This is a genomic window from Variovorax sp. GW822-FHT04A09 (genome assembly GCF_058801005.1).
In genome coordinates this window covers 163,959-187,013 of sequence record NZ_JBXAMV010000003.1, presented here as the reverse complement: position 1 = coordinate 187,013, position 23,055 = coordinate 163,959, and the positions used below count along the sequence as shown (strand labels likewise).

The window sequence follows — 23,055 nt, the reverse complement described above, 5'->3', positions numbered from 1 at the left end:
GACAAACGACAGAAAGAAGAAACACGCCCATGAAACTCCAGCCCCGCACCTTCCTGCTCGCCGCCGTCTGCGCGGCCTTCCTCGGCACCGCTTCCGCAGCCCCTGATGCCCGCATCGCCGCGCTGGCCGCCAAGGAAAAGCCCGCCCTGCTCGAGACGCTGAAGGAGCTGGTCTCCATCGAGTCGGGCAGCCGCGACATCGAAGGCCTCGAGAAAATCTCCGATCTCATCGCCGCCAAGTTCAAGGCACTGGGCGGCGAGGTCGAGCTCATCGACCCGAGCGCCGACGCCTACCGCATGGAAGACACGCCCGAAAAAATCGGCCGCGTGGTGCGCGCCACCTTCAAGGGCACGGGCACCAAGAAGATCATGCTCATCGCGCACATGGACACGGTCTACACCGTGGGCATGCTCAACAAGCAGCCGTTCCGCGTCGACGGCGACAAGGCCTACGGCCTGGGCATTGCCGACGACAAGCAGGGCGTGGCGGTCATCACGCACCTGGTGTCGATGCTGCAGACGCTGAAGTTCAAGGACTACGGCACGCTCACCGTGCTGATCAACGGCGACGAAGAAATCAGCTCGCCCGGTTCGCGCGCATTGCTCACCAAGCTCGGCGGCGAGCACGATGCCGTGCTGTCGTTCGAGGGCGCCTCCATCAAGGACGACAAGCTCTCGCTGGCCACCGCGGGCATCGCCTCGGTCACGCTGAATGTGGCGGGCAAGGCCTCGCACGCGGGCTCCGCGCCCGAGCTGGGCGTGAATGCGCTGTACGAGCTGTCGCATCAGATCCTGCAGATGCGCGACCTGTCCGACCCGGCCGCGGGCCTGAAGATGAACTGGACCATCTCCAAGTCGGGCACCAACCGCAACGTGATCCCGGCCAGCGCCACGGCGGGCGCCGACGTGCGCGTGCTCAAGGTGGCCGACTACGACCGCATCGAGCAGCAGGTGAACGAGCGCGTGAAGAAGCAGCTGGTGCCTGAGGCCAAGGTCGAGCTGAAGTTCGAACGCCGCCGTCCGCCGCTCGAGGCCACCGACGCGTCGCGCGCGCTGGCCAAGCATGCGCAGGCCATCTACAAGGACGAGCTGGGCCGCCCGCTGGGCGCCGACGACAAGGCGGCCGGTGGCGGCACCGACGCGGCGTTCGCTTCGCTCAAGACCAAGGCGCCGGTCATCGAGCGCTTCGGCTTGCAGGGCTTCGGCGCGCACACGGCCGACGCGGAGTACGTGCTGATTGATTCGATCGAACCGCGCCTTTATCTGGGCGTGCGCATGGTGATGGACATCGCCACCGGCAAGGCCACCGTCCGCTGACCGCCACCGACCGCTGTCGGCCATGCGGCTGCGCCACATCGAGGTCTTCAACGCGATCATGCTCGCGGGCAGCGTGAGCGCGGCCGCGCGGCTCATCAACATCACGCAGCCGGCCGTGAGCCGCACGCTGCAGCATGCCGAGCTGCAGCTGGGCTTTCCGCTGTTCCAGCGCGCCAAGGGGCGGCTCACGCCGACCACCGAGGCGCTCACGCTGTACCCGCACATCGAGCGGCTGTTCGCGCAGCTCGACGAGGTGCAGCGGCTGGCGGCGAACCTGCGCGCGGGCAACGACACGGGCGAGCTGCGCATCCTCAGCGTGCTCGCGCTGAGCTACGAAATCCTGCCGCGCGCGCTCAAGGCCTTTCGCGAGATGCATCCGGGCTACGCGATCACGGTCGAGTCGCTGCACTCGCCGCAGATCATGTCGGCGCTGCTCTTGCAAGAGGCCGACGTGGGCTTCGCCTTCAGCCCCGCGGTGCATCCCTCGCTCACGCAGGAGACGCTGGCCGACAGCCGCATGGTGTGCGTGGCGCCCAAGGGCATGCTGCCGCGCGCGCTCGTGCGCAACGGCTCGGTGGCGCTGCACGACCTCATCGACCGCCCGGTGATCGGCCTGGACGGCCGCGACCCGGTCGGCACCAGCCTGAGTCAGGCCTGCCGGCAGGCGGGCGTGGGCTTCCAGCAGGCCGTGGTCACGGTGCAGACCTACCACGCGGCGCTGGCCATGGCGCACCACGGGCTGGGCGTGGCGCTGGTCGACGGCTGCACGGCGCGCTCGGCCGACCGTGCCAAGGTCGACGTGCTGACGCTGGAGCCGCACATTCCGGTGCCGGTGCGCGCGCTGCGCTTCGCGGGCCGGCCGGACTCGGTGGCGGTGCGCGGCATCACGCGCTGCATGCGCGAAGCGATCGAGCAGACCGCCTGAGAAAGATGCGGGGCATTCGCCTCGCGCCATAATCCGCGCCCATGCACGCCCTTCGAACCTTCTGCGCAATGCACCGCCTGGTGCTGGCGTGGTTCATGGCGTCGCTGCTGGTCGCGGGCGCGTCGCCGCTCGTGAACCCGCAGGCAATGGAACTCGTGTGTTCCGCCGCGGGCACCGTCAAGCTCATCGTGCAGGGCGACGACGGCGCCACCGAAGTCGGCATGGCGGCCATGGACTGCCCGCTGTGCATGGTCTCCGGCCCGCCGCCCGCCACCGTGCAGGTGACGCTGCCCACGCCGCTACCGCTGGGCCGCGCGCTGCAATCGATTCCCGCTGCCCGCCTCGCGGCAGCCACGGCCTCGCCGCTGCCGGCGCGCGGGCCGCCCACGCATCTCTCCTGAGCTTCGTCGTTCCTGCACCTGACGCCGCCTGAACGGGCCGCGCGGTGCGTTCCCGGTCGTTGTGCGGCCGGCGCTGCGCTTCATTGTTTTCGCCAGCGCCGTCGCAAGAGAGATGCCATGCCCACCCTTTCCCGTGCCCCCGCCCTGGGGCTGCTTGCCCTGTTCGGCGCCGTCCATGCGCCTGCCAATGCCCAGACCGCCGTGTCTTCGCTGCCCCCGATCGAAGTGGCCGACGACGCCCCGCGCCCCAACGGCCGGCTCGACCTCGACACGCCCGCCGACACCGCGAGCCGCCTGGGCCTCACGCCGCGCGAGACGCCTGCTTCCGTCACGGTGGTGAACCGCGCGGTGCTCGATGCGCGCGGCGCGCAGAACACGCAGGAGGCGCTGCGCGCCGTGCCCGGCGTGACCGCGCACGATGCGCCCGGCAACGTCGGCGTGAGCTACCGGGGCTTCGGCAGCGGCTCGATCGCGCAGCTGTTCAACGGCATCAACCTGCAGTACTCGATCGCGGCGCGCCCGGTCGACAGCTGGATCTACGACCGCGTCGAGGCCATCGGCGGCCCGTCAAGCTTCCTGTTCGGCTCGGGTGCGCTGGGCGGTTCGATCAACTACATCACCAAGGCGCCGGAACGCAGCGACTTCGCCGAGGCGCAACTGCGCCTGGGCACGCAGAACCTGAAAGAGGCCTCCTTCGGCCTGAACCGCCGCATCGCCGGCGACGGCGGCGCGGGCAGCCACTACGCGCGCATCGACGTGAACCACCGCGACGCCCACGGCTGGACCGACGGCACCAAGAGCAAGGCGACGCAGCTCGCGGCCTCGCTGCTGTCGGACTTCGGCGGCGGCCTGAAGCACACGCTGGCCTACGAGTACCAGGACGAAGACGTCACGCGGCCCTACTGGGGCACGCCGGTGCTGAACCCGGCGGGTGGCGAGATGCGCATCGACCGCGGCACGCGCTTCAAGAACTACAACAGTGCCGACGGCCTCTACGCGCAGCGCGTGCAGTGGCTGCGCTCGGTCACCGAGTGGCAAGCCAGCGATGCGCTGCAGTTCAAGAACACCTTCTACGCCTACGACGCGCTGCGCGACTACCGCAACGTCGAGAACTACCGCTACAACGCGCGCAACACGGCCGTCATCCGCTCGGGCGCCTTGCTGCAGCGGCACGACCAGGACGTGTGGGGCAACCGCGTCGAGGGCCTTTACAAGGGGCAGATCGGCGGGCTGAAGAGCGACTGGTCCTTCGGGCTGGACTTCAGCGTGAACCGGCAGACGCGCTTTCCCAACAGCCTGCCCGGCACCGTGAGCACGGTGAACCCGTACGTCTTTGCCACCGAGCGCTTCTTCGACGTGCCGGGCATGACGCCGGGCTTCCGGCCCGACCGCGACAACAAGGTGCGGACCACCGCGCTGTATCTGGAGAACCGCACCGCGCTGCAGCCGTCGCTGCACCTCGTGACGGCGCTGCGCCACGAGCGCATCGACCTCGACCTGGTCAACCGCCGCACCGTGGACGCGGCGAACCCGGCCACCTTCCATCGCGGCTACCGGCCGACCACCGGCCGCATCGGCCTGGTGTGGGACATCGCGCCCGGCGCCAACCTGTACGCGCAGTACGCCACCGCGGCCGACCCGCCCTCGGGCGTGCTCTCGACCGCCTCGTTCGCCGACGTGCGCAACAACAGCGAGCTCACCACCGGCCGGCAGGTCGAGGTCGGCACCAAGCTCGATTTCTGGCAGGGCAAGGGCACAGCCACGCTCGCGGCCTACAGCATCCGCCGCACCAACATCGCGACGCAGGACCCGGCCAACAGCGCGCTCACGGTGCTCGTCGGCGAGCAGTCGTCCAAGGGCGTGGAGCTGGCGCTCGGGCTGCAGCCCACGCCGCAGTGGTCGCTGCAGGGCAACCTCACCTACGTCGATGCGCGCTACGAGCAGTTCCGCCAGGGCGGCGTGTCGCTCGCGGGCCGCACGCCGACCAACACGCCGGCGGTGGTCGCGAACCTATGGGTGTCGTACGCCATCACGCCGCGCCTGCAGGCCACGGCAGGCGTGCGGCATGTGGGCAAGGTGTACGCCGATGCGGCCAACACGATGCACTGGCCCGGCTACACGCTGCTCGACCTCGGGCTGAGCTGGCAGGTGAACCGCAACGTCACGCTGGTGGGGCGCGTGCGCAACGCGACCGACCGCGTGTACGCCGCGAACGTCGGCGCCGGCTTCGCCTACCTCGGCGCGCCGCGCACGGCCGATGTGTCGGTGCGCGTGAGCTTCTGAATCGAAGGAGCGCCGCCATGCATGCCAAACGCTGGTTGTTCCTGATCCACCGCTGGCTCGGCGTGGTCGTCTGCGCCTTCTTCGCGATGTGGTTCGTCTCGGGCGTGGTGATGATGTACGTGGGCTACCCCAAGCTCACCGAGGCCGAGCGTCTGCAGCACCTGCCGCCGCTCGATGCGAAGGCGCCCTTGCTGGGGCCGCGGCAGGCGCTCGATGCGGCCGGTATCGCGGGGCCGTTGCAGGACCTGCGACTCGCCGTGGCCAGCGGCGGGCAGTCGGTGTACCTCGCGGTGCCGGCGAGCGCGGCAGAACCCGGCGCGCGCCGGTCGCCGCCCGGGCGCGGCGTGGTTGTCGTCGATGCGCAGACCGGCGCCGTGCTGCGCCAGGTCGACCGCGCCCGCGCACTCGTGAGCGCGCAGGCCTATGGGGGCGAGGGCGTGGTGCTCCAGTACCGGGGCACCATCGACGAAGACGCCTTCACCCATTCGCGCGGGCTCGACGCGCACCGCCCGCTGCATGTGGTCGACCTGGCCGATGCGCAGGCCACGCGGCTGTACATCTCGGGCCGCACCGGCGAGGTGGTGCGCGATGCACCGCGCGCCGAGCGGCTGTGGAACTACGCCGGCGCGTGGATTCACTGGCTGTACCCGCTGCGCGGCACGGGCCTGGACCGCTACTGGGCCGACATCGTCAACTGGCTGTCGATCGTCGGCGTCGCCGTCACGCTCACGGGCACGGTGGTGGGCGTGATGCGCTGGCGCTTCCGGCGCACCTACAAGAGCGGCTCGCACTCGCCGTACCAGGGCTTCATGATGCGCTGGCATCACATCAGCGGGCTGCTGTTCGCGCTCGTCACGCTGACGTGGATCTTCAGCGGGCTGATGTCGATGAACCCCTGGCGCGTGTTCGACAGCGGCGCGCCGGCGTTGCGCATGGCGGCGATGCAGGGCGGGCCGCTCGTGGTGAACGCTGGCGATGCGGCGCCCGCTGCACTGCTGGCTTCAACGCGTGGCGACGTTCGCGAACTGCGCTGGGTGCGCGCGGCAGGGCAGACACTGGTGCTGGCGAGCACCGCGAGCGGCCGGCCGCTGGTGCGCGACGCGGCCAGCGCGCAGCCGCGGCAGATCGACCCGGAGGCGCTGCGCACCGCCGTCGCGCAACTGCTGCCTGATCCGGTCGCGCGCATCGACGTGCTCACCGCCTACGACAGCCATTACTACACGCGCGAGCCGCACACCATGACCGGCGGCAGCGAGAAGCCGCTGCCCGTCTGGCGCGTGGTGTTCGCCGACGCGCACGCCACCTGGGTCCACGTCGATCCGCAGACCGGCGCCGTGCTCGGCCGCAGCGACAGTGCGCGCCGGTGGAGCCGCTGGCTGTTCGCGATGCTGCACAGCTGGGACTGGCTGCCGCTGCTCGAACGCCGTCCGCTGTGGGACCTGCTGCTGGTCGCGCTGAGCGCGGGCGGTGCGCTGCTGAGCCTGACCGGCGTGGTGATCGGCTGGCGGCGCCTGGGCCGCAAGCTCAGAAGCGCGACGGGGCCGCGTCCAGCGCCTGCGCGATCCGCTGCGCCGAGCCGAAGGCCAGCGTGAACCCCAGCGCGCCGTGGCCGGTGTTGAACAGCATGTTCGACGGCGCATGCGGCAGCCGCCCGATGATCGGCAGGCCCTTCGGCGTGGCGGGGCGCATGCCGGTCCAGGGGTGCAGCTCGGCGAGCCGGCTCGCGCGCGGGAACACGGCGCGCGTGGCGTCGGCCAGCGTCTCGATGCGAGTGGCCGGAATGCTTGCGTCGTGCCCCACGAGCTCGGCCATGCCGGCCACGCGCAGGCGCGAGCCGATGCGCGCGAAGACGACCTTGCGCGCGCTGTCGGTCACGTTCACGCGCGGCGCCGCGCCGGGCGCGGGGTCGACGTCGACCGTGATGCTGTAGCCCTTGAGCGGATACACCGGCAGGTAGGCGCCGAGCGCGCGACCGAGCTTGTGCGAGGCCGAGCCCAGCGCCATCACGAAGGCATCGGCTTCGATGTCGCCTTCGCTCGTCTGCGCCGCCGCCACGCGACCTTCGCTGCGCGCAAAGCCGTGCACGTCGGCACCGAGCATGAAGCGCACGCCGCGCGCGCTCAGTGCGCGCATCAGCTCGGCGCACACCTTGAGGCAGTCGGCCGCGCACTCGCTCGGCGTGTGGACCGCACCCGCCATCTGGCCGCGGTAGTCCGCGAGCGCGGGCTCGATGGCCACGCACTCGTCGGGCGTGACGATGCGTTGTTCGCTGCCCAGGGTGCGTTGCAACTCGACCTGCGCCTGCGCGCCGGCCAGCGAGGCGGCGCTCGCATAGAGCACCAGCTTGCCGGTGGCGGAGAAATCGCAGTCGGGCGCGATGTCGGCCTGCATGGCCTCGAAGCCGGTGCGGCTCGCGGCCGCCAGCGCGAGCAGCTGCGCGGTGGTGTCGCGCGAGGTCGCGGCGTTGCACGCGGCCAGGAAGGCCAGGCCCCAGCGCCATTGCAGCGGATCGAGCTGCGGGCGCAGCTTCAGCGGCGAAGTGGGGGAGAACAGCAGCTTGGGCAGCTGCGTCCAGATCGACGGATCGGCCAGCGGCTGCACGTACGAGTAGCTCAGCTGCGCGCCGTTGCCGCCGCTGGCGCCCGCGCCGGGCGCCGCGCGGTCGATCACCGTGACCTGGTGGCCCTGGCGCTCGAGTTGCCAGGCGGTCGCCAGGCCCACGATGCCGGCGCCGAGCACGCACACATGCATGGAGGCAACTTTCCGGAAGTGAAGAAGAAAGGGAACAGAAGAGACAGCGTGCGACTGTAGAGGCCCCTCGCCGTGCCCGGAAATGCCAAAAGAACCCAGCCCATAACCTTTGGGCATGACCCCGGGGTTAATTGGAATTGTCCCGATGTGTCACTCCTTCTTACACTGGCCGTCTGTTCAATCCAACCGATGAAGGCTCGAATGAAACTCTCCGTTTTGATGGCGTCCCTGGCTGCCGCGGTCCTCTTCACTGCACCGGCCGCGCAAGCTGCCGACACGCTCGCCAAGATCGCCGAGTCCGGCAAGATCTCGCTCGCCTACCGCGAGTCGTCGGTGCCCTTCAGCTACCTGGACGGCCCGAACAAGCCGATCGGGTTCTCGGTGGAACTCTCCAACGCCGTGGTCGAGGCGGTGAAGAAGAAGTTGAACAAGCCCAACCTGCAGGTCTCGCTGATGGCGGTCACCTCGCAGAACCGCATCCCGCTGATCACGAACGGCACCATCGACCTGGAGTGCGGCTCCACCACCAACAACACCGCGCGCGGCAAGGACGTGGCCTTTGCGGTGAACCACTTCTATACGGGCACGCGCCTCTTGACGAAGAAGTCTTCCAAGATCAAGGACTACGCCGACCTGGCGAAGAAGACCGTGGCCAGCACCACCGGCACCACCAACGCGCTGGTCATGCGCAAGTACAACACCGAGAAGAACCTCGACATGAACATCGTGCTCGGCAAGGACCACGCCGACGCGTTCCTGCTGGTCGAGAGCGACCGCGCCGTGGCCTTCGCCATGGACGACATCCTGCTGTTCGGCCTCATCGCCAACTCGAAGAACCCGGCCGACTACGAAGTGGTGGGCGAGTCGCTGCAGGTCGAGCCCTACGCCTGCATGCTGCCCAAGGACGACCCGGCCTTCAAGAAGCTGGTGGACGACACCTTCACCGCCATGATGAAGAGCGGCGAGTTCGAGAAGCTCTACACCAAGTGGTTCATGCAGCCGATCCCGCCGAAGAACGTGCCGCTGAACCTGCCGATGAGCGACCAGCTCAAAGAAAACCTGAAGGCCTTCAGCGACAAGCCGGCAACTTGAGCTCGCCCCCAGGCTGCGCGCACTTCGTGTCGCTTCGCCAACCCCCTACCGGGGGCAATACCAGCGGCCCGGCAAAGCCGGTTCCGCGGTATTCCTGAAACAGAGAAAGACCATGGCTTCGACGAACGTAGTTGGCATCTTGGGGGGCATGGGCCCCGCGGCGGGCGCCGACTTCGTCCGGCTCTTCGTGCAGGCCTGCGCGCAGCAGATGCGTGCGCGCGGCGAGCCGGTGCGCGACCAGTCCTTTCCCGAACACTGGCTGGCGCAGGTGCCGGTGCCCGATCGCACCGGCGCGCTGGCCTCCGACGCGCAGGGCGCGCACCAGCCGCTCGAACCGATGCTGCAGGCGCTGGGCCGGCTGGCCGCGCTGGGCAGCCGTGCCGTGGCCATCGCCTGCAACACCGCGCATGCGTGGCACGCCAACCTGCAGGAGCGCTTTCCGCAGGTCGAGCTGCTGCACATGGCGCGCGAAACCGCGCAGCACCTGGCCGCGCAGGGCGCAAGTGAAGTGGCGCTGATGGCCACCGAAGGCACCTACCGCGTGCGGCTGTACGAGCAGGCACTGGCCGAGGCCGGCCTGGGCTGCCACGTGCCGTCGGCCGACGAGCGCCAGACCATCATGCGCGGCATCTTCGACGGCGTGAAGGCCGGCAACCTGCCGCTGGCCGAACGCTGCTTCTCCGAGGTCGCGCTGCGGCTGGCCGAGCGGCACGGCCCGGTCACGATCATCATGGGCTGCACCGAGGTGCCGCTGGGCCTGCAGGGCTCGGCCGCGGTGGCGGGGCTGCGCCTCGTCGATCCGGCCCAGGTGCTGGCCGAGGCGCTGGCACGGCGGGCCTACGGCACGTAGCCACAGCCCGAAGCGGCCCGGCTGCTTTACGGTCCGGTCACACGGCCCGGCCCGATTTCGCCTACATTGCGGCGTGCGTTTTTCTACGCCACACCCCCTTGTCAGACGATTCAACCGGAGCCCTTGCATGACCTCCTTCGACGACAACCGTTCCGAATTCGATTCGCTGCGCCCCGGCGACAGCACCGAGCAGGGGGCCACGCGCCGCACCGCGCTCAAGGCCGCCCTCGGTGTCGGCTACGCCGCCGCCGTGCTGCCGGTGGCCGCGCAGACGGCCATCACCACCCCGGCCGACGGCCTGAAGGCCGGCCCCATCAAGTACACCGTCAACGGCTTCGGGGTGCCTGCCTATGCGGCGGCGCCGGCTGGCAAGACCGGGCTGCCCGTGGTGCTGGTGATCCAGGAAATCTTCGGCGTGCACGAGTACATCGCCGACACCTGCCGCCGCTTCGCCGAGCTGGGCTACCTGGCCATCGCGCCCGAGCTGTATGCGCGCCAGGGCGATCCGCGCGGCTACACCGACATTCCCAAGCTGCAGGCCGACATCGTCACCAAGGTGCCCGACGCGCAGGTCATGGCCGACCTCGACGGCGCGCTGGCCTGGGCCAAGGCCAACGGCGGCGACACGAGCAAGGCCGGCATCACCGGTTTCTGTTGGGGCGGGCGCATCGTGTGGCTCTATGCGGCCACCGGCAAGGTCAAGGCCGGCGTGGCCTGGTACGGCCGGCTGGTGGGGCAGGCCAGCGAATTGCAGCCCAAGCACCCCGTCGACATCGCCGCCAGCCTGCAGGCGCCGGTGCTCGGCCTGTACGGCGGAAAAGACCAGGGCATCCCCCTTGACACGGTTGATAAGATGAAAGCTGCTCTGGCCACTGGAACTGCAGCGGCCAAGGCATCGAGCTTCGTCGTGTACCCCGAAGCAGGCCACGCGTTCCACGCCGACTACCGCCCCAGCTACCTCAAGAGCGCCGCGGAAGACGGCTGGCAGCGTGCCACGGCCTGGTTCAAAGCCAATGGTGTCGCCTGACCGAAGACGGCGCCCGTAGCCACCTGCCGCCGAAGGCCGTCCGAAGTGACGGCCTTTCTCTTTTTATGAACGGAACAAGGCCGTACCGGCCGTCCCTCTTGCGCAAGCAGCTATGAATTTGATAGTAATTCTCGTGGCGACCCTGGTCGCCGGCATCGGAAGCGTCTGGCTCGCGGCCCTGCTGCTGCGCGTGGGCGTGCGCAGCGGTGGCGGCGGCGTGAACCCGCAGCACCTGCTGAGCCTGGCGGCCGGCGCGCTGCTGGCCACGGCCTTCATGCACCTGCTGCCCGAGGCCTTCGAAAGCCGCATCGAGCCCGCGCTGCTGTTCGCGGTGCTGCTGTTCGGGCTGGTGTTCTTCTTCCTGCTCGACAAGGCCGAGCTGTGGCACCACGGGCATGAGCATCACCATGGCGATGCCGCACCGGCGAAAGAGGGCGCGCACGATCACCACGGCCATGATCATCACGACCATTCGCACGCTCATCACCACCACGCACCCCCCACGGGCGGCGGCGGCTGGGCCGTGCTCACCGGCGACAGCGTGCACTGCTTCGGCGACGGCATCCTGATCGCCTCGGCCTTCGTGGCCGACATCCGCCTGGGCCTCGTGGCCGCGCTGGCCGTGCTCGCGCACGAAGTGCCGCACCACATCGGCGACCTCGTGGTGCTGCGCCAGAGTTCGGCCAATTCGCGCGCGGCGCTGGTGAAGGTGTCGCTTGCGGGCACGATGACCATGCTCGGCGGCATCGCGGGCTGGTGGCTGGTCGACCAGCTGCATGGCTGGCTGCCGTACTTCCTGGTGCTGGCGGGCAGCAGCTTCGTCTACGTGGCGCTGGCCGACCTGATTCCGCAGCTGCAAAAGCGCCTGCCCGCGCGCCAGACCGCGGCGCAGATCGCGTGGCTGGCAGCGGGCATCCTGCTGGTCACGCTCGTGAGCCGGCTCGCGCACGGCGAGCATGGCCACGAACACGGCCATGATGAAGGACACGGCGAGCACGGCCACGTCCACAAAGACTGACGACGGCGCGTGTGGGCGGCCTCGAGGGACGGGAAACTTTCCGACACCGACGTCAGCCCGTCGATCCACCGCAAGGGGCAAAACAGGCGCACCATAGAGGGCCGTTTACTCATCTGCCGAGGAATTCGATCATGACGCCCCAAGCCGATGCCACCGCGCGCTCCGCCTCGTCGTCCGAAGACGACGATGACGACAGCACGCCTGCCGACGACTTCGACGAACTCGAAGCCGATGCGTCCGACGATCTGTCGGACGAAACGGGCATCGACCTCACCGATGCCAGCGAGCTCGATGCCGACAACGTGCCGGCCGACGAAGAGTTCGACCGCGTGATGAACGCGCCGGACTGATTCGCCTGACCCAGCCCGGTCAGGCCGGTTCAGGCCAGCGCGCCTGTGCCGGACGCACCGATTCGTAGAAGCGCGCCATCTGCAGCACGCCCAGGTCGTCGAAGCGACGTCCCGCGATCTGCAGGCCGATCGGCAGGCCATTTTTCGCATGGCCGCAGTTGATCGAGGCGGCCGGTTGTTCCGACTGGTTGAACACCGACGTGAAGTGCGAGTCCTTCAGCAGGTTTTCCGAGCCGCTGTTGATCGCGTCCGCCGCGAACGGCAACACTGGCGACACCGGCGACAGCGCGTAGTCGAAGGGCTGCGTGGCCGCCACGGTGGCCGCGCGCAAGGCCTGCATGCGCGTGAAGGCGCGGAAGGTGTCTTCGGGCGTGAGCGAGGCAGCGAACTCCGCCGCCTGGTGGATGTAGCCGGCCGCGAGCTTCGCGCGTTCGGGCGGCATCGCGGCCAGGTCGACGCGGCAGCGCATGGTGAAGAAGTGGGCCATGCCCATGCGCATGTCCAGCGTGGTCCAGTCGGCCAGCGGCTCGACGATGGCGCCGGCCTGCTCGAACAGGCGGGCCGCGGCCAGCACGGCCTCTTTCACTTCCGCATCGATGGGCCAGCCGCCCATGGTCTCGGTCCACAGGCCGATGCGCAGGCCCTTCACGTTGCGCTCGAGGCGCTGCCATGCGAAGTCGTTCGGCGGCAGGCTCATGTAGTCGCGCGCGTCGGGGCGCGTCACCACCTGCATCAAGAGCGCGGCGTCGGCCACGGTGCGCGTCATGGGGCCGATCACGCGCGCCGCGGCGGGCGGGTCGACCGGGATGCGGCCGTGGCTGGGCTTGAGGCCGAACACGCCGCAGAAGCTGGCCGGGATGCGCACCGAGCCGCCGATGTCGGTGCCCAGGTGCAGCGGGCCGTAGCCCGCGGCAGCCGCGGCGCCGGCGCCCGAGCTCGAGCCGCCGGTGTTGCGGCCCAGGTCCCACGGGTTGCGCGTGAGCGCGTGGAAGCTCGAGGGCGCCGCGCCGAGGAAGCCGAAGTCGGGCATCGTCGTCTTGGTCACGATCACCGCGCCGGCTTCGCGCAGGCGCGCGGCGGCGGGGGCGTCGGCGGCGGCGGGCGCCAGCACGGTGGCCGCGCTGCCGATCGGCGTGGGCGTGCCGCGCGTGGCGATGTTCTCCTTCAGCGTGACCGGCACGCCGTCGAGATCGCCCTGCGGCTTGCCCTGGGCCCAGCGTGCCTCGGAGGCGCGCGCCGATGCCAGCGCGGCTTCGGCGTCCAGCCCGTAGGTGGCGTGGATGTGCGGCTCCCAGCGTTCGATGCGCGCAAGCACGGCCTGCGTCACCTCGACCGGCGACAAGGCGCGGTCACGGTAGTGTTCGAGCAACTGGAGGGCATTGAGTTCGTACAGGGGTGTGGTCATGTCTTCGTTTCTTCTTGGGGTGGTGGGATGAAGGTGGGTTGAAAGAGAGGAAGAGGACGGCGCTCAGCCGCCCCCGAACGCATAGCCCTGGCCCGGCGCCGCGGCCAGCAGCGTGCGCGTGTAGGCCTCGCGCGGCGACAGCAGCACGTCGTGCGCGCTGCCTTGCTCGACGATGCGGCCCTTGTGCATCACGATCAGGCGGTCGCAGATCTGGCTGGCTACGCGCAGGTCGTGGGTGATGAACAGGATGCCGATCGACAGCCGCTGCTGGATCTCCGCGAGCAGCTTCAAGATCTGGTCCTGCACCGACACGTCGAGCGCCGACACGGCTTCGTCGGCGATCAGCACGCGCGGCTCGCAGGCCAGCGCGCGTGCAATGCACAGCCGCTGGCGCTGGCCGCCCGAGAACTCGCTCGGGTAGCGGTGCAGCACCTCGGGCTGCAGCCGCACCAGCGCCATCAGCTCCTCGGCGCGCTGCCAGGCCTTGACGTGCGGCACGCCGAAATTCACCGGCCCCTCGACGATCGACTGGCCCACCGTGCGGCGCGGGTTGAGCGAGCGGTTCGGGTCCTGGAACACGACCTGCACCATGCGCCGGAAGGCCGAGCGCTGCGCGCCGCGCGAGCCCTCGATGCCCGGCACGCGGATGTCGCCGTCGGTCGGTTCGATCAGCCGCGCGATGCAGCGCGCCACGGTCGACTTGCCCGAGCCTGATTCGCCCACGATGCCGACCGTTTCGCCCGCATGCAGCTTCAGCGACACGTCGGCCGCCGCATGCACCGTGCGGCGCTTGCCGGGCCAGCTGCCCGTGCGGTAGACCTTGCCCACGCCGCGCGCATCGAGCAGCGGCGCCTGGGCGTCGATGGGCGCGCGTAGCACCGGGGCCAGCCGCGGCACCGCGTCGAGCAGCATGCGCGTGTAGGCCTCCTTCGGGCGGCGCAACACTTCGTCCTTCGGGCCGCTCTCGACCTGCCGGCCCAGCTGCAGCACCACCACCTGGTCGGCGATGTCCGCCACCACGCCGAAGTCGTGTGTGATGAACAGCACGGCCGTGCCGTTCTCCTGCTGCATCTCCCGGATGAGCGCGAGGATCTCGGCCTGCGTGGTCACGTCGAGCGCGGTGGTGGGCTCGTCGCAGATCAGCAGGGCCGGGCGCAGGATCAGCGCGATGGCGATCACGATGCGCTGCCGCTGCCCGCCCGAGAGCTGGTGCGGGTAGGCGTCGTAGATGCGCTGGGGCTCGGGCAGCCGCACGCGCTCGAAGATGGCCAGCACGCGCGCGCGGCGCGCGGCGGCGCCCAGCGTCGTGTGCTCGGCCAGGATCTCGTCGACCTGCGCGCCGCAGCGCATCACCGGGTTGAGCGCGGTCATCGGCTCCTGGAACACCATCGCCATGCGCGCGCCGCGCAGGGCGCGCAGCCGCGCCGGGCTGGCCGCGAGCACGTCCTCGCCCTGCACCTCGATGCGCCCGGACGAGGGTCGCAGCGATGTGGGCAGCAGGCCCATCGCGGCCTGCGCGATGACCGACTTGCCGGAGCCCGATTCGCCCAGCAGGCACACGACCTGGCCGGGCATGACGTCGAACGAGATGCCGTGCACCGCGTGCGCGCGGTCGGCGCCGGCGGGCAGGTCGATGGCGAGGTCGCGCACCACGAGGCAGGGCGCGGCGGACGTTGTGGAAGGGGTGGATGTCATGCTCAGCCTCCGCGTGCCTTGAACTTGGGATCGAGTGCGTCGCGCAGGCCGTCGCCGAGCATGTTCACGGCCAGCACCGTGAGCGCCAGGAAGAGGCCGGGCAGCAGCACGGTCGAGGGGTGCGAGGTGAAGTGCGTGCGGCCTTCGGACATGATGTTCCCCCAGGTCGGCACTTCGGACGGCAGGCCGATGCCCAGGAACGACATCACGGCCTCCACCAGCATCGCCGCCGCGCAGATGAAGGTGCCCTGCACGATCAGCGGTGCCACCGTGTTGGGCAGGATGTGGCGCCCCATCAGCTTCCAGGTCGGCGTGTCGAGCGCGACGGCCGCCTCCACGTACGGCTCTTCGCGCACCGACAGCACCACCGAGCGCACCAGCCGCGCCACGCGCGGCGTCTCGGGCACGACGATGGCCAGGATCACCGTGAGCAGGCTGGGCCGCCACACGGCCACCAGCACGATCGCGAACAGGATGCCGGGGATGGCCATCATCCCGTCCATCACCCGCATGATCACGCCGTCCAGGCGCCGGAAGTAGCCCGCCACCATGCCCACCACGAGGCCGAACGCGACCGAGCCCAGCGCCACCGCCACGCCCACCGACAGCGAGATGCGCGCGCCGTAGGCCGTGCGGCTCCACAGGTCGCGGCCCATGCTGTCGGTGCCCAGCGGGAAGAAGCGATCGAAGCTGTCGCCCGCCAGCGTGGTGAACTCGGCGCGCGCGCCGGGCGGCAGGTGCGAGTTCGCGGGGTCCATCGCGTTCGGGTCGATGGTGCCGAGCCAGGGCGCGGCCACCGCCAGCAGCAGCATCGCGGCCAGCAGGACGCCGCCGATGCGCACGCCGCCGTTGGCGAGCAGGCGGCGCAGCAGCGAGCGGGCCGGGGCCCGGGGTGCGGCGGGCGGAACCGCGACAGAGGCAGGCGCGTCGTCGCGCAGGGAGATCGAAGTCATGGCGGGGCTTTCGAAGGAAGGTCAGTACCGGATGCGCGGATCGAGCAGCAGGTAGCTCAGGTCCACCAGCAGGTTGACCACCACGTACACGAGCGAGAAGAAGAGGGTGATCGCCTGGATCAGCGGGTAGTCGCGCGAGAGCACGGCGTCCACCGTGAGCTGGCCCAGGCCGGGGATCGCGTAGATCGTCTCGGTGACCACCACGCCGCCGATCAGGCCCGCCACGCTCAGGCCGATGACGGTGGCGATCGGCACGGCCGCGTTGGCCAGCGCGTGGCGCAGCAGCATGCGCCACTCGGCGATGCCCTTGGCGCGCGCGGTGCGCACGTAGTCTTCGGTGAGCGCCTCCGACACCGCCGCGCGCGTGACCCGCGCGATGAGTGCCGCGTACATCACGGCCAGCGTGACGCAGGGCAGCGCCAGGTGGCGCAGCCACGGGCCGATGCCGTCGCCGATGCGCTGGTAGCCCTGTGAGGGCAGCCAGCCGAGCTGCATCGAGAACAGCCAGATCATCACGTAGCCGGCCACAAACACCGGCACCGAGAAGCCGAGCACCGAGGCGCCCATGATGAAGCGGTCGAGCCGGCCGCCGCGCCGCGAGGCCGCGAGCACGCCCAGCGGCACGGCGATCAGCACCGTGAGCACCACCGTCACCGCCGCCACCGAGAGCGTGGGCTCCAGGCGCTGGCCGATCAGGTCGGTCACGCGCATCCGGTAGAAAAACGAGTAGCCGAGGTCGCCGCGCAGCACCTGGCCGAGCCAATGCACGAACTGCGTCACGATCGATGCGTCCAGGCCCAGCTGGGCGCGGATGCGCGCGATGTCCTGCGCGCTGGCCGCGTCGCCGGCAATGGCCGCCGCGGGATCGCCGGGCGTCATGCGCAGCAGCAGGAAGACGATGACGGCCACGATCAGGAGCACGGGCGCGGTGGCCAGTCCGCGGCGCAACAGGAAGTGGAGCATGTGAATCAGGTCCTTGACGAGGGGCCGGGCGTGTGGCGCGGGCAAAGGAAGTCCCGCCCGGCTGCCGCGCGAGGCGCAGCCGGTCAGGGGTGGCGATCAGAAAGGGAGAGGGGCGGGCGCGCGGGCCGGCCTATGTCGCGGTCATGGCGATGGCGCGGACGTCTTGCGCACGTTCCAGTACAGCACCGCCGGCGACGGCAGCAGGCCGGTGATGGTGCCGCGGCGCACGGCCGTGGGCGCCTTGCCTTCGCCGAGCGGGGCCAGCACGCCGTGCTCGAGCACGACCTGCTGGATCTGCGTGGCGATCTCCTTGCGCTGCGCGAGGTCGGCGGTGGCGATGAACTTGGTCTTCAGCGCCTCGAGCTCGGGCACCACGGGCCAGCCGAAGTAGCCCTGGTCGCCGTTGCCGGTCAGCGGGCTGTAGCCGATGGGGCTGCTCGCGTCCACGCCGCCCCAGAAGGTGATGAAGGCGTTCCAGCCGCCGTTCTCGGGCAGGTCTTTCTTGGCGCGCCGGGTCACGAGCGTGGCCCAGTCGGTGGTCTGCACGTCGACGTTGAAGCCCACCTGCTTGAGCAGCTGGCCGTACACCGCGGGCAGCTTGTTCAGCGCGGGCGCGTCGCCCGGCAGCAGGATCACCACGGGCTTGCCGTCGTAGCCCGATTCCTTGAGCAGCTTGCGCGCTTCTTCGAACTGCGGCTTGCCGGTGTAGAAGCCCGTCTTGTCGCTCGCGTAGAGCGAGCCGCACAGGTAGATCGACGCGCAGGGCTTGTAGAAGTCGCGGAAGGTGACCTGCGCGCGCAGCATCGCTTCCTGGTTGATGGCCAGCATCGCGGCCTTCAGCGCCTTCGGGTTGTTGAAGGGCGGCACCTTGTGGTTGTAGAGCACGGTGAAGGGGCCCGCCGGCATCACGTCGACCAGCTCGATCTTGTCGTTGGTGCGCATGCCCGTGTAGCCCGACGAGGGCACGGTCTCGAGCATGTCGACCTCGCCGTTGAGCAGCGCATTGGCCTGCGTCTGCGGGTCGCGCAGCATCACCCATTCGACGCGGTCGACGTGCACCACCTTGCCGCCGGCCAGGCCCGAGGCGGGCTCCTTGCGCGGCACGTAGGCGGTGTTCTTGCGGTAGATGACGCGGTCGCCCGGGCGAAAGTCTTCCTTGGCGAGCGTGAAGGGGCCGGAGCCCACCAGCTCGTCGATCTGCTTGTCGGCGGGCGTGTCGGCCACGCGCTTGGGCATGATGAACGGCACCAGCGGGTTGGGCTTGCCGAGCGCGTCGAGCACCACGCCGAAGGGCTGCTTGAACGTCATGCGAAAGCCGTTCGGGCCTTCGGCGGCGATGCTGTCCATCGCCTCGTACATCTTCTGGCCCAGCGTGTCGCGCTTGGCCCAGCGCGCCAGCGAGGCGATCACGTCCTGCGAGGTGACCGGGGCGCCGTCGTGGAACTTCAGGCCCGGGCGCAGCGTGAAGCTCCACACCTTGTTGTCGGCGCTCGCGCTGTACTTGTCGACCATCTGCGGCTTGATGACGCCCTTCTCGTCCATCGCGAAGAGGGTGTCGTAGATCATCAGGCCGTGGTTGCGCGTGATGTTGGCGGTGGTCCAGATCGGGTCGACGATCTTCAGGTCCGACGAGGGCACGGTGCGAAGCACGGTCTGGGCGGACGCGGTGGCGGCGAAGCACAAAGCGAGCGCCGACAGGGACGCCGCCGCGACGCGGCGCGGTGAAAGGTGGATTGCCATGGAGCCTTACTTCTTTCGGGAGGGAGCGGAAGACGCGGGAGAGGAGGACGGGGGCGATTCCTTGCTTTCGCGCAACTGCACCAGCAGGAATTCGAAGATGTCGCGCGAGCCTTCTTCGGCGTCGATGAGCTTGTGCATGATGCGGCGCAGGTTCTCGATGTCGGCGACGCTCAGGCAGTCGAGAAAGCGCGCTTCCATCTCATGCCCGATGGGCTCGGCGCGCAGCACCATGTCGATGCCGGCGGGGCTCAGGCACAGGCGGATCTGCCGCGCATCCTCGGCGCCGATCTGGCGTTCGACCAGCTCGCGCTGCACCAGCGAACTCACCAGCTTGGAGACCAGCGTCTTCTCGATGGCGCAGGTCTGCACCAGCTGCCCCATGGTGATGCCGGGCGCGGCGCCGATCATGCGCAAGAGGCGCACGTCGCGGATCGACAGGCCGAGCTCGATCTCGTAGATGCGCGAGCCGCGGTCGCGCGTGCGCTGCGACGCCAGGTCGATCAGCACGTTGAGGTAGTCGTCTTTCAGGCGAAGCGGGGCGTGCATGGCGGGTTGGTAGAAGTCTTCAATAGTTGAAATGTTCAACTATGTGGGCAAACTACGCAAGCTCCGGGCCAGCTGTCGAGGGAAATCCCCTAGGGGTGCGCCGCCAGAGGGGAAAGACGCCAGGGAAGAAAAACCGGGCCTCTGAGGCCCGGCGTGTTCACCGATCCGGTGCTGCGCATGCACCAGGATGCGAAGGCGGGCACCGTGCAGGCGCCGCCGGGGTGTGCGTTGTCAGGCCGCGTCCTGGCGCGCGATCACCTGCCCGTTGCGCGCACCGCTGTGCACGCCGTGGCGCCAGGTGACAGCGCCGTTCACGATCACCGCGTCGATGCCTTCGGCCGGTTCGGTCGGTGTTTCGTAGTTCGCGGTGTCGCGCACGGTGGCGGCATTGAAGACCACCACGTCGGCGTGGTGCCCGACCTTGAGCGCGCCGCGTTCGTGCAGGCCGAAGTTGCGCGCCGTGAGCCCGGTCATCTTCCACACCGCCGTCTCCAGCGGGAACAGCCCCACGTCGCGGCTGTAGTGGCCGAGCACGCGCGGGAAGGTGCCCCACAGGCGCGGGTGCGGCTTGTCGCCCAGCGGAATGCCGTCGGAGCCGATCATGGTTTCGTCGAAGGCGAGCACGCGCTGCACGTCGTCCTCGTCCATCATGAAATAGATGGCGCTGCCGGGCGACAGGCGCAGCGCGGCCTCTTCGCCCGACACGCCCCATTCGGCCGCGATGTCCTTCAGGTCGCGGCCCGCGCATTCGGGGTGCGGCACGCTGGAGGCGATGAGCACGCGGCCGTCCATCATTCCGCGGTCGGTGCGGATCATGGTGGAGCCGGCCGTGTACGGGTAGCAGTCGAGCCCGATGCACTGGTGCTTCATCGCTTCCTGGATGAAGGGCAGCGTGACCTTGGTCTTGCCGAAGTTCTGCGTGTTCTGCACCTTGTGATGCGACACCACCACGGGGATGTCGAGCGCGCGGCCGATGTGGAAGGTTTCTTCCAGAGACTCCATCACGTGGTCGCTCTCGTCGCGCATGTGGGTCACATACAGCGCCTTGCGCGCCGTGAGCGGGCGGCCGACCTCGATGATTTCCTCGGTCGTCGCCTTCACGGCCGGCGGGTAGAAGGTGCCGGTCGACAGGCCGATGGCGCCGGCCTGCATGGCTTCTTCGACCAGCGCCTGCATGGCGGCGATCTCCTGCGCGGTGGCGGGGCGGTCGAGGTCGGACATGGTCACGGCGCGCAGGGTCGAGTGGCCGACCATCGCCGCCACGTTGACCGACGAGGGCGTGGCGCGCAGCGCGTCCAGGTAGGCCGCAAACGTCGTGAAGCGGTCTTCCGGCGGCGTCTCGAGCAGGCTCAGCGGCATGGGCAGGTCCATGTCGGCGCGCAGCGGCGCGGCGCTGATGCCGCAGTTGCCCGCGACCACGGTGGTCACGCCCTGCGACACCTTGAAGGGCATCTGCGCATGCGACAGCACGGCCTGGTCGTCGTGCGTGTGCGAGTCGATGAAGCCCGGCGCGACGATGCGGCCGGTGGCGTCGAGCGTCTGGTCGGCCGTGTGGCCCGCGAGCTTGCCGATGGCGGCGATGCGGCCATTGACGATGCCCACGTCGGCGTCGAAGCGCGGCGCCTTGGTGCCGTCGATCACGGTGCCGCCGTGGATCAAGAGGTCGTAGTGGGGTGTCTTGTCGGTCATGAGGGCAATGCTTTCAACGGAAGTGGCAGGCGACCCAGTGGCCGCCCTGGGAAGTCGAGGGGCGCTCGCTCAGTTCGGGCGTCTTCTCCTTGCACACGGCCTGCGCCATCGGGCAGCGCGTGTGAAAGCGGCAGCCCGAGGGCGGGTTGGCCGGGCTCGGCGGATCGCCCTGCAGCAGCAGGCGGCGTGCCGGCGTGCGCGGGTTGGGCACGGGCACGGCCGACAGCAGGATCTCGGTGTACGGATGGCGCGGGGCCGAGAACAGCGTGTCGCGGTCGGCGATCTCCACGATGTGGCCGAGGTACATCACGGCCACGCGATGGCTGATGTGGCGCACCACGGCGAGGTCGTGCGCCACGAAGAGGTAGGCGATGCCGAACTCGGCCTGCAGGTCCATCAGCAGGTTGACCACCTGGGCCTGCACCGACACGTCGAGTGCCGACACGGGCTCGTCGCAGACGATGAGCTTGGGGTTGAGCGCCAGCGCGCGCGCAATGCCCAGGCGCTGGCGCTGGCCGCCCGAGAACTCGTGCGGAAACTTCTTCGCCGCCTCGGACCGCAGGCCCACGCGCGAGAACAGCCACTGCACGCGCTCGCGCCGCTCGGCCACCGACACGTCGCCGAAGTTGCGCAGCGGCTCGGCCACGATGTCGCCGGCCGTGAGGCGCGGGTTCAGCGAGGCGTAGGGGTCCTGGAAGATGATCTGCAGGTCGCGCCGGCGCTGGCGCATCGCGTTCGCGGGCAGGGTCAGCAGCTCTTCGCCGTTCAGGCGCACCGAGCCCGAGGTGGGCTCGACCAGCCGCATCACCGACTTGGCCGTGGTGGTCTTGCCGCAGCCCGATTCGCCGACCAGCGACAGCGTCTCGCCGTGCCCCACGGTGAACGACACGCCGTCGACCGCCTGGATGGCCGGCTTGGCCGGGCGCAGCCAGCGCCGCGGCGAGATGTAGTGCTTGCGCAGCTCGCGCACCTGCAGCAGCGGCGCCTTGGTGGATGTTGTTGTCGTTGTCGTCGTCATGCGCTCACCTCGGCAGCCTCGTCGGTCCATTGTTCCTGCACCGCGAAGCAGGCGACCACGTGGCCGTCGCCCTGCGTGGACAGCGGCGGTGTCTCGCGGCGGCAGCGTTCGCGCGCCTGCGCGCAGCGCGCGGCAAAGGCGCAGCCGCGCCCGAGCTCGTGCGCGGCGGGCACCATGCCCGGAATTTCGTGCAGCCGCGCACTCGACGTGCTCATGGCGGGCATCGAGGCCATCAGCGCACGCGTGTAGGGGTGCAGCGGGCGGTCGAACAGGTCGACCACGTCGGCCTCTTCCACCTTCTTGCCGGCGTACATGACGACCACGCGGTCGCAGCTTTCGGCCACCACGCCCAGGTCGTGCGTGATCATCACCACGCCCATGCCCAGCTCCTTCTGCAGCCGCTTGATGAGGTCGAGGATCTGCGCCTGGATGGTCACATCGAGCGCGGTGGTGGGCTCGTCGGCGATCAGCACCTCGGGGTTGCAGGCCAGGGCCAGCGCGATCATCACGCGCTGGCGCATGCCGCCCGAGAGCTGGTGCGGGTACTCGTTCACGCGCCGCTCGGGCTCGGGGATCTGCACCAGGCGCAGCATCTCGACCGCGCGCTGCAGCGCCTCGGCGCGGCTGGCCTTCTGGTGCAGCTGCACCGTCTCGGCGATCTGCCGGCCCACCGTGAGCACCGGGTTCAGCGAGGTCATCGGCTCCTGGAAGATCATCGAGATGCGGTTGCCGCGGATCTGGCGCATCTCGCGTTCGCTCAGCTGCATCAGGTCGGTGCCGCGCAGGCGCACGGCGCCCATGTGGCGACCGGGCGGCGTGGGCACCAGCCGCAGGATCGAGAGCGCCGTCACGCTCTTGCCGCAGCCCGATTCGCCGACCACGCCGAGCGTGCGGCCCGCACGCACGGTGTACGACACGCCGTCGACCGAGCGCACGGTGCCCGCGAGCGTGCTGAAGTAGGTGCGCAGGTTGTCGACCTCGAGCAAGGGCTCGCCGGGGGCGAGGGTGGCCTGGGACATGGGGATCGTCATGG

General features: G+C 69.6%; 20 protein-coding genes. 10 read left to right on the top strand and 10 right to left on the bottom strand.

Going from position 1 to position 23,055, the window contains the following annotated elements; translation table 11 throughout:
- Positions 1-29 precede the first annotated feature (29 nt).
- From AC1RLW_RS17325 to AC1RLW_RS17305, 5 genes are all read left to right on the top strand, one after another.
- Positions 30-1,316 (top strand): M20/M25/M40 family metallo-hydrolase, encoded by a 1,287-nt coding sequence (locus AC1RLW_RS17325; RefSeq protein ID WP_493194148.1) that lies wholly within the window; start codon positions 30-32, stop codon positions 1,314-1,316.
- Positions 1,317-1,338: 22 nt separating this feature from the next.
- Positions 1,339-2,241 (top strand): LysR family transcriptional regulator, encoded by a 903-nt coding sequence (locus tag AC1RLW_RS17320; RefSeq protein WP_062468929.1) that lies wholly within the window; start codon positions 1,339-1,341, stop codon positions 2,239-2,241.
- A gap of 41 nt (positions 2,242-2,282) precedes the next feature.
- The gene (locus AC1RLW_RS17315) at positions 2,283-2,642 is read left to right on the top strand and encodes a hypothetical protein (RefSeq protein WP_095946820.1); all 360 of its coding nucleotides are present in this window, start codon (positions 2,283-2,285) and stop codon (positions 2,640-2,642) included.
- Between the two features lie 117 nt (positions 2,643-2,759).
- On the top strand, positions 2,760-4,925 hold the full coding sequence (locus AC1RLW_RS17310) for a TonB-dependent receptor (protein WP_493194146.1): 2,166 nt from the start codon (positions 2,760-2,762) through the stop codon (positions 4,923-4,925).
- A 17-nt stretch (positions 4,926-4,942) separates the two neighbouring features.
- Positions 4,943-6,517, top strand: a complete 1,575-nt coding sequence (locus tag AC1RLW_RS17305; RefSeq protein ID WP_493194144.1) for a PepSY domain-containing protein — start codon at positions 4,943-4,945, stop codon at positions 6,515-6,517.
- Here the strand turns inward: AC1RLW_RS17305 and AC1RLW_RS17300 are convergent.
- The gene (locus AC1RLW_RS17300) at positions 6,450-7,676 is read right to left on the bottom strand and encodes a D-amino acid dehydrogenase (protein WP_493194143.1); all 1,227 of its coding nucleotides are present in this window, start codon (positions 7,674-7,676) and stop codon (positions 6,450-6,452) included. The two genes, AC1RLW_RS17305 and AC1RLW_RS17300, sit on opposite strands and share 68 nt — an antisense overlap.
- 201 nt (positions 7,677-7,877) lie before the next feature.
- On the opposite strand from AC1RLW_RS17300, the gene AC1RLW_RS17295 reads away from it, so the two are divergent.
- The 5 genes from AC1RLW_RS17295 to AC1RLW_RS17275 all read left to right on the top strand — a co-directional run bounded on the left by AC1RLW_RS17295 (position 7,878) and on the right by AC1RLW_RS17275 (position 12,013).
- On the top strand, positions 7,878-8,768 hold the full coding sequence (locus AC1RLW_RS17295) for a transporter substrate-binding domain-containing protein (protein ID WP_062468917.1): 891 nt from the start codon (positions 7,878-7,880) through the stop codon (positions 8,766-8,768).
- Positions 8,769-8,880: 112 nt separating this feature from the next.
- Positions 8,881-9,618, top strand: coding sequence for an aspartate/glutamate racemase family protein (locus tag AC1RLW_RS17290; RefSeq protein ID WP_070061788.1), 738 nt, complete (start codon positions 8,881-8,883; stop codon positions 9,616-9,618).
- A 127-nt stretch (positions 9,619-9,745) separates the two neighbouring features.
- Complete coding sequence (locus AC1RLW_RS17285) at positions 9,746-10,645, top strand: dienelactone hydrolase family protein (RefSeq protein ID WP_492686076.1); 900 nt, start codon at positions 9,746-9,748, stop codon at positions 10,643-10,645.
- A 112-nt stretch (positions 10,646-10,757) separates the two neighbouring features.
- Positions 10,758-11,663 carry a ZIP family metal transporter gene (locus AC1RLW_RS17280; RefSeq protein ID WP_139701903.1) on the top strand — a complete coding sequence of 302 codons (906 nt, stop codon included), beginning with the start codon at positions 10,758-10,760 and terminating at the stop codon, positions 11,661-11,663.
- A 131-nt stretch (positions 11,664-11,794) separates the two neighbouring features.
- Positions 11,795-12,013: a hypothetical protein gene (locus AC1RLW_RS17275; RefSeq protein WP_062468907.1), complete on the top strand. Its 219-nt coding sequence runs from the start codon at positions 11,795-11,797 to the stop codon at positions 12,011-12,013.
- Between the two features lie 19 nt (positions 12,014-12,032).
- Here AC1RLW_RS17275 and AC1RLW_RS17270 read toward each other — a convergent pair whose 3' ends face one another.
- From AC1RLW_RS17270 to AC1RLW_RS17230, 9 genes are all read right to left on the bottom strand, one after another.
- On the bottom strand, positions 12,033-13,418 hold the full coding sequence (locus AC1RLW_RS17270; protein WP_493194140.1) for an amidase: 1,386 nt from the start codon (positions 13,416-13,418) through the stop codon (positions 12,033-12,035).
- 63 nt (positions 13,419-13,481) lie between these two features.
- Positions 13,482-15,113 carry a dipeptide ABC transporter ATP-binding protein gene (locus AC1RLW_RS17265; RefSeq protein ID WP_493194138.1) on the bottom strand — a complete coding sequence of 544 codons (1,632 nt, stop codon included), beginning with the start codon at positions 15,111-15,113 and terminating at the stop codon, positions 13,482-13,484.
- A gap of 2 nt (positions 15,114-15,115) precedes the next feature.
- Entirely contained in the window at positions 15,116-16,066 is a 951-nt protein-coding gene (locus AC1RLW_RS17260) for an ABC transporter permease (protein WP_493194137.1), read from the bottom strand.
- A gap of 21 nt (positions 16,067-16,087) precedes the next feature.
- Positions 16,088-17,029: an ABC transporter permease gene (locus tag AC1RLW_RS17255; protein WP_070061794.1), complete on the bottom strand. Its 942-nt coding sequence runs from the start codon at positions 17,027-17,029 to the stop codon at positions 16,088-16,090.
- A gap of 141 nt (positions 17,030-17,170) precedes the next feature.
- Positions 17,171-18,769 carry an ABC transporter substrate-binding protein gene (locus tag AC1RLW_RS17250; protein ID WP_493194135.1) on the bottom strand — a complete coding sequence of 533 codons (1,599 nt, stop codon included), beginning with the start codon at positions 18,767-18,769 and terminating at the stop codon, positions 17,171-17,173.
- A 6-nt stretch (positions 18,770-18,775) separates the two neighbouring features.
- The gene (locus AC1RLW_RS17245; protein ID WP_447742223.1) at positions 18,776-19,315 is read right to left on the bottom strand and encodes a MarR family winged helix-turn-helix transcriptional regulator; all 540 of its coding nucleotides are present in this window, start codon (positions 19,313-19,315) and stop codon (positions 18,776-18,778) included.
- Between the two features lie 231 nt (positions 19,316-19,546).
- Positions 19,547-21,004, bottom strand: a complete 1,458-nt coding sequence (locus AC1RLW_RS17240) for an N-acyl-D-amino-acid deacylase family protein (RefSeq protein WP_493194133.1) — start codon at positions 21,002-21,004, stop codon at positions 19,547-19,549.
- Positions 21,005-21,017: 13 nt separating this feature from the next.
- Positions 21,018-22,022, bottom strand: a complete 1,005-nt coding sequence (locus tag AC1RLW_RS17235; RefSeq protein ID WP_493194131.1) for an ABC transporter ATP-binding protein — start codon at positions 22,020-22,022, stop codon at positions 21,018-21,020.
- Positions 22,019-23,053, bottom strand: coding sequence for an ABC transporter ATP-binding protein (locus tag AC1RLW_RS17230; protein ID WP_070095027.1), 1,035 nt, complete (start codon positions 23,051-23,053; stop codon positions 22,019-22,021). Before AC1RLW_RS17230 ends, AC1RLW_RS17235 begins: the two co-directional genes overlap by 4 nt.
- Positions 23,054-23,055 lie beyond the last annotated feature (2 nt).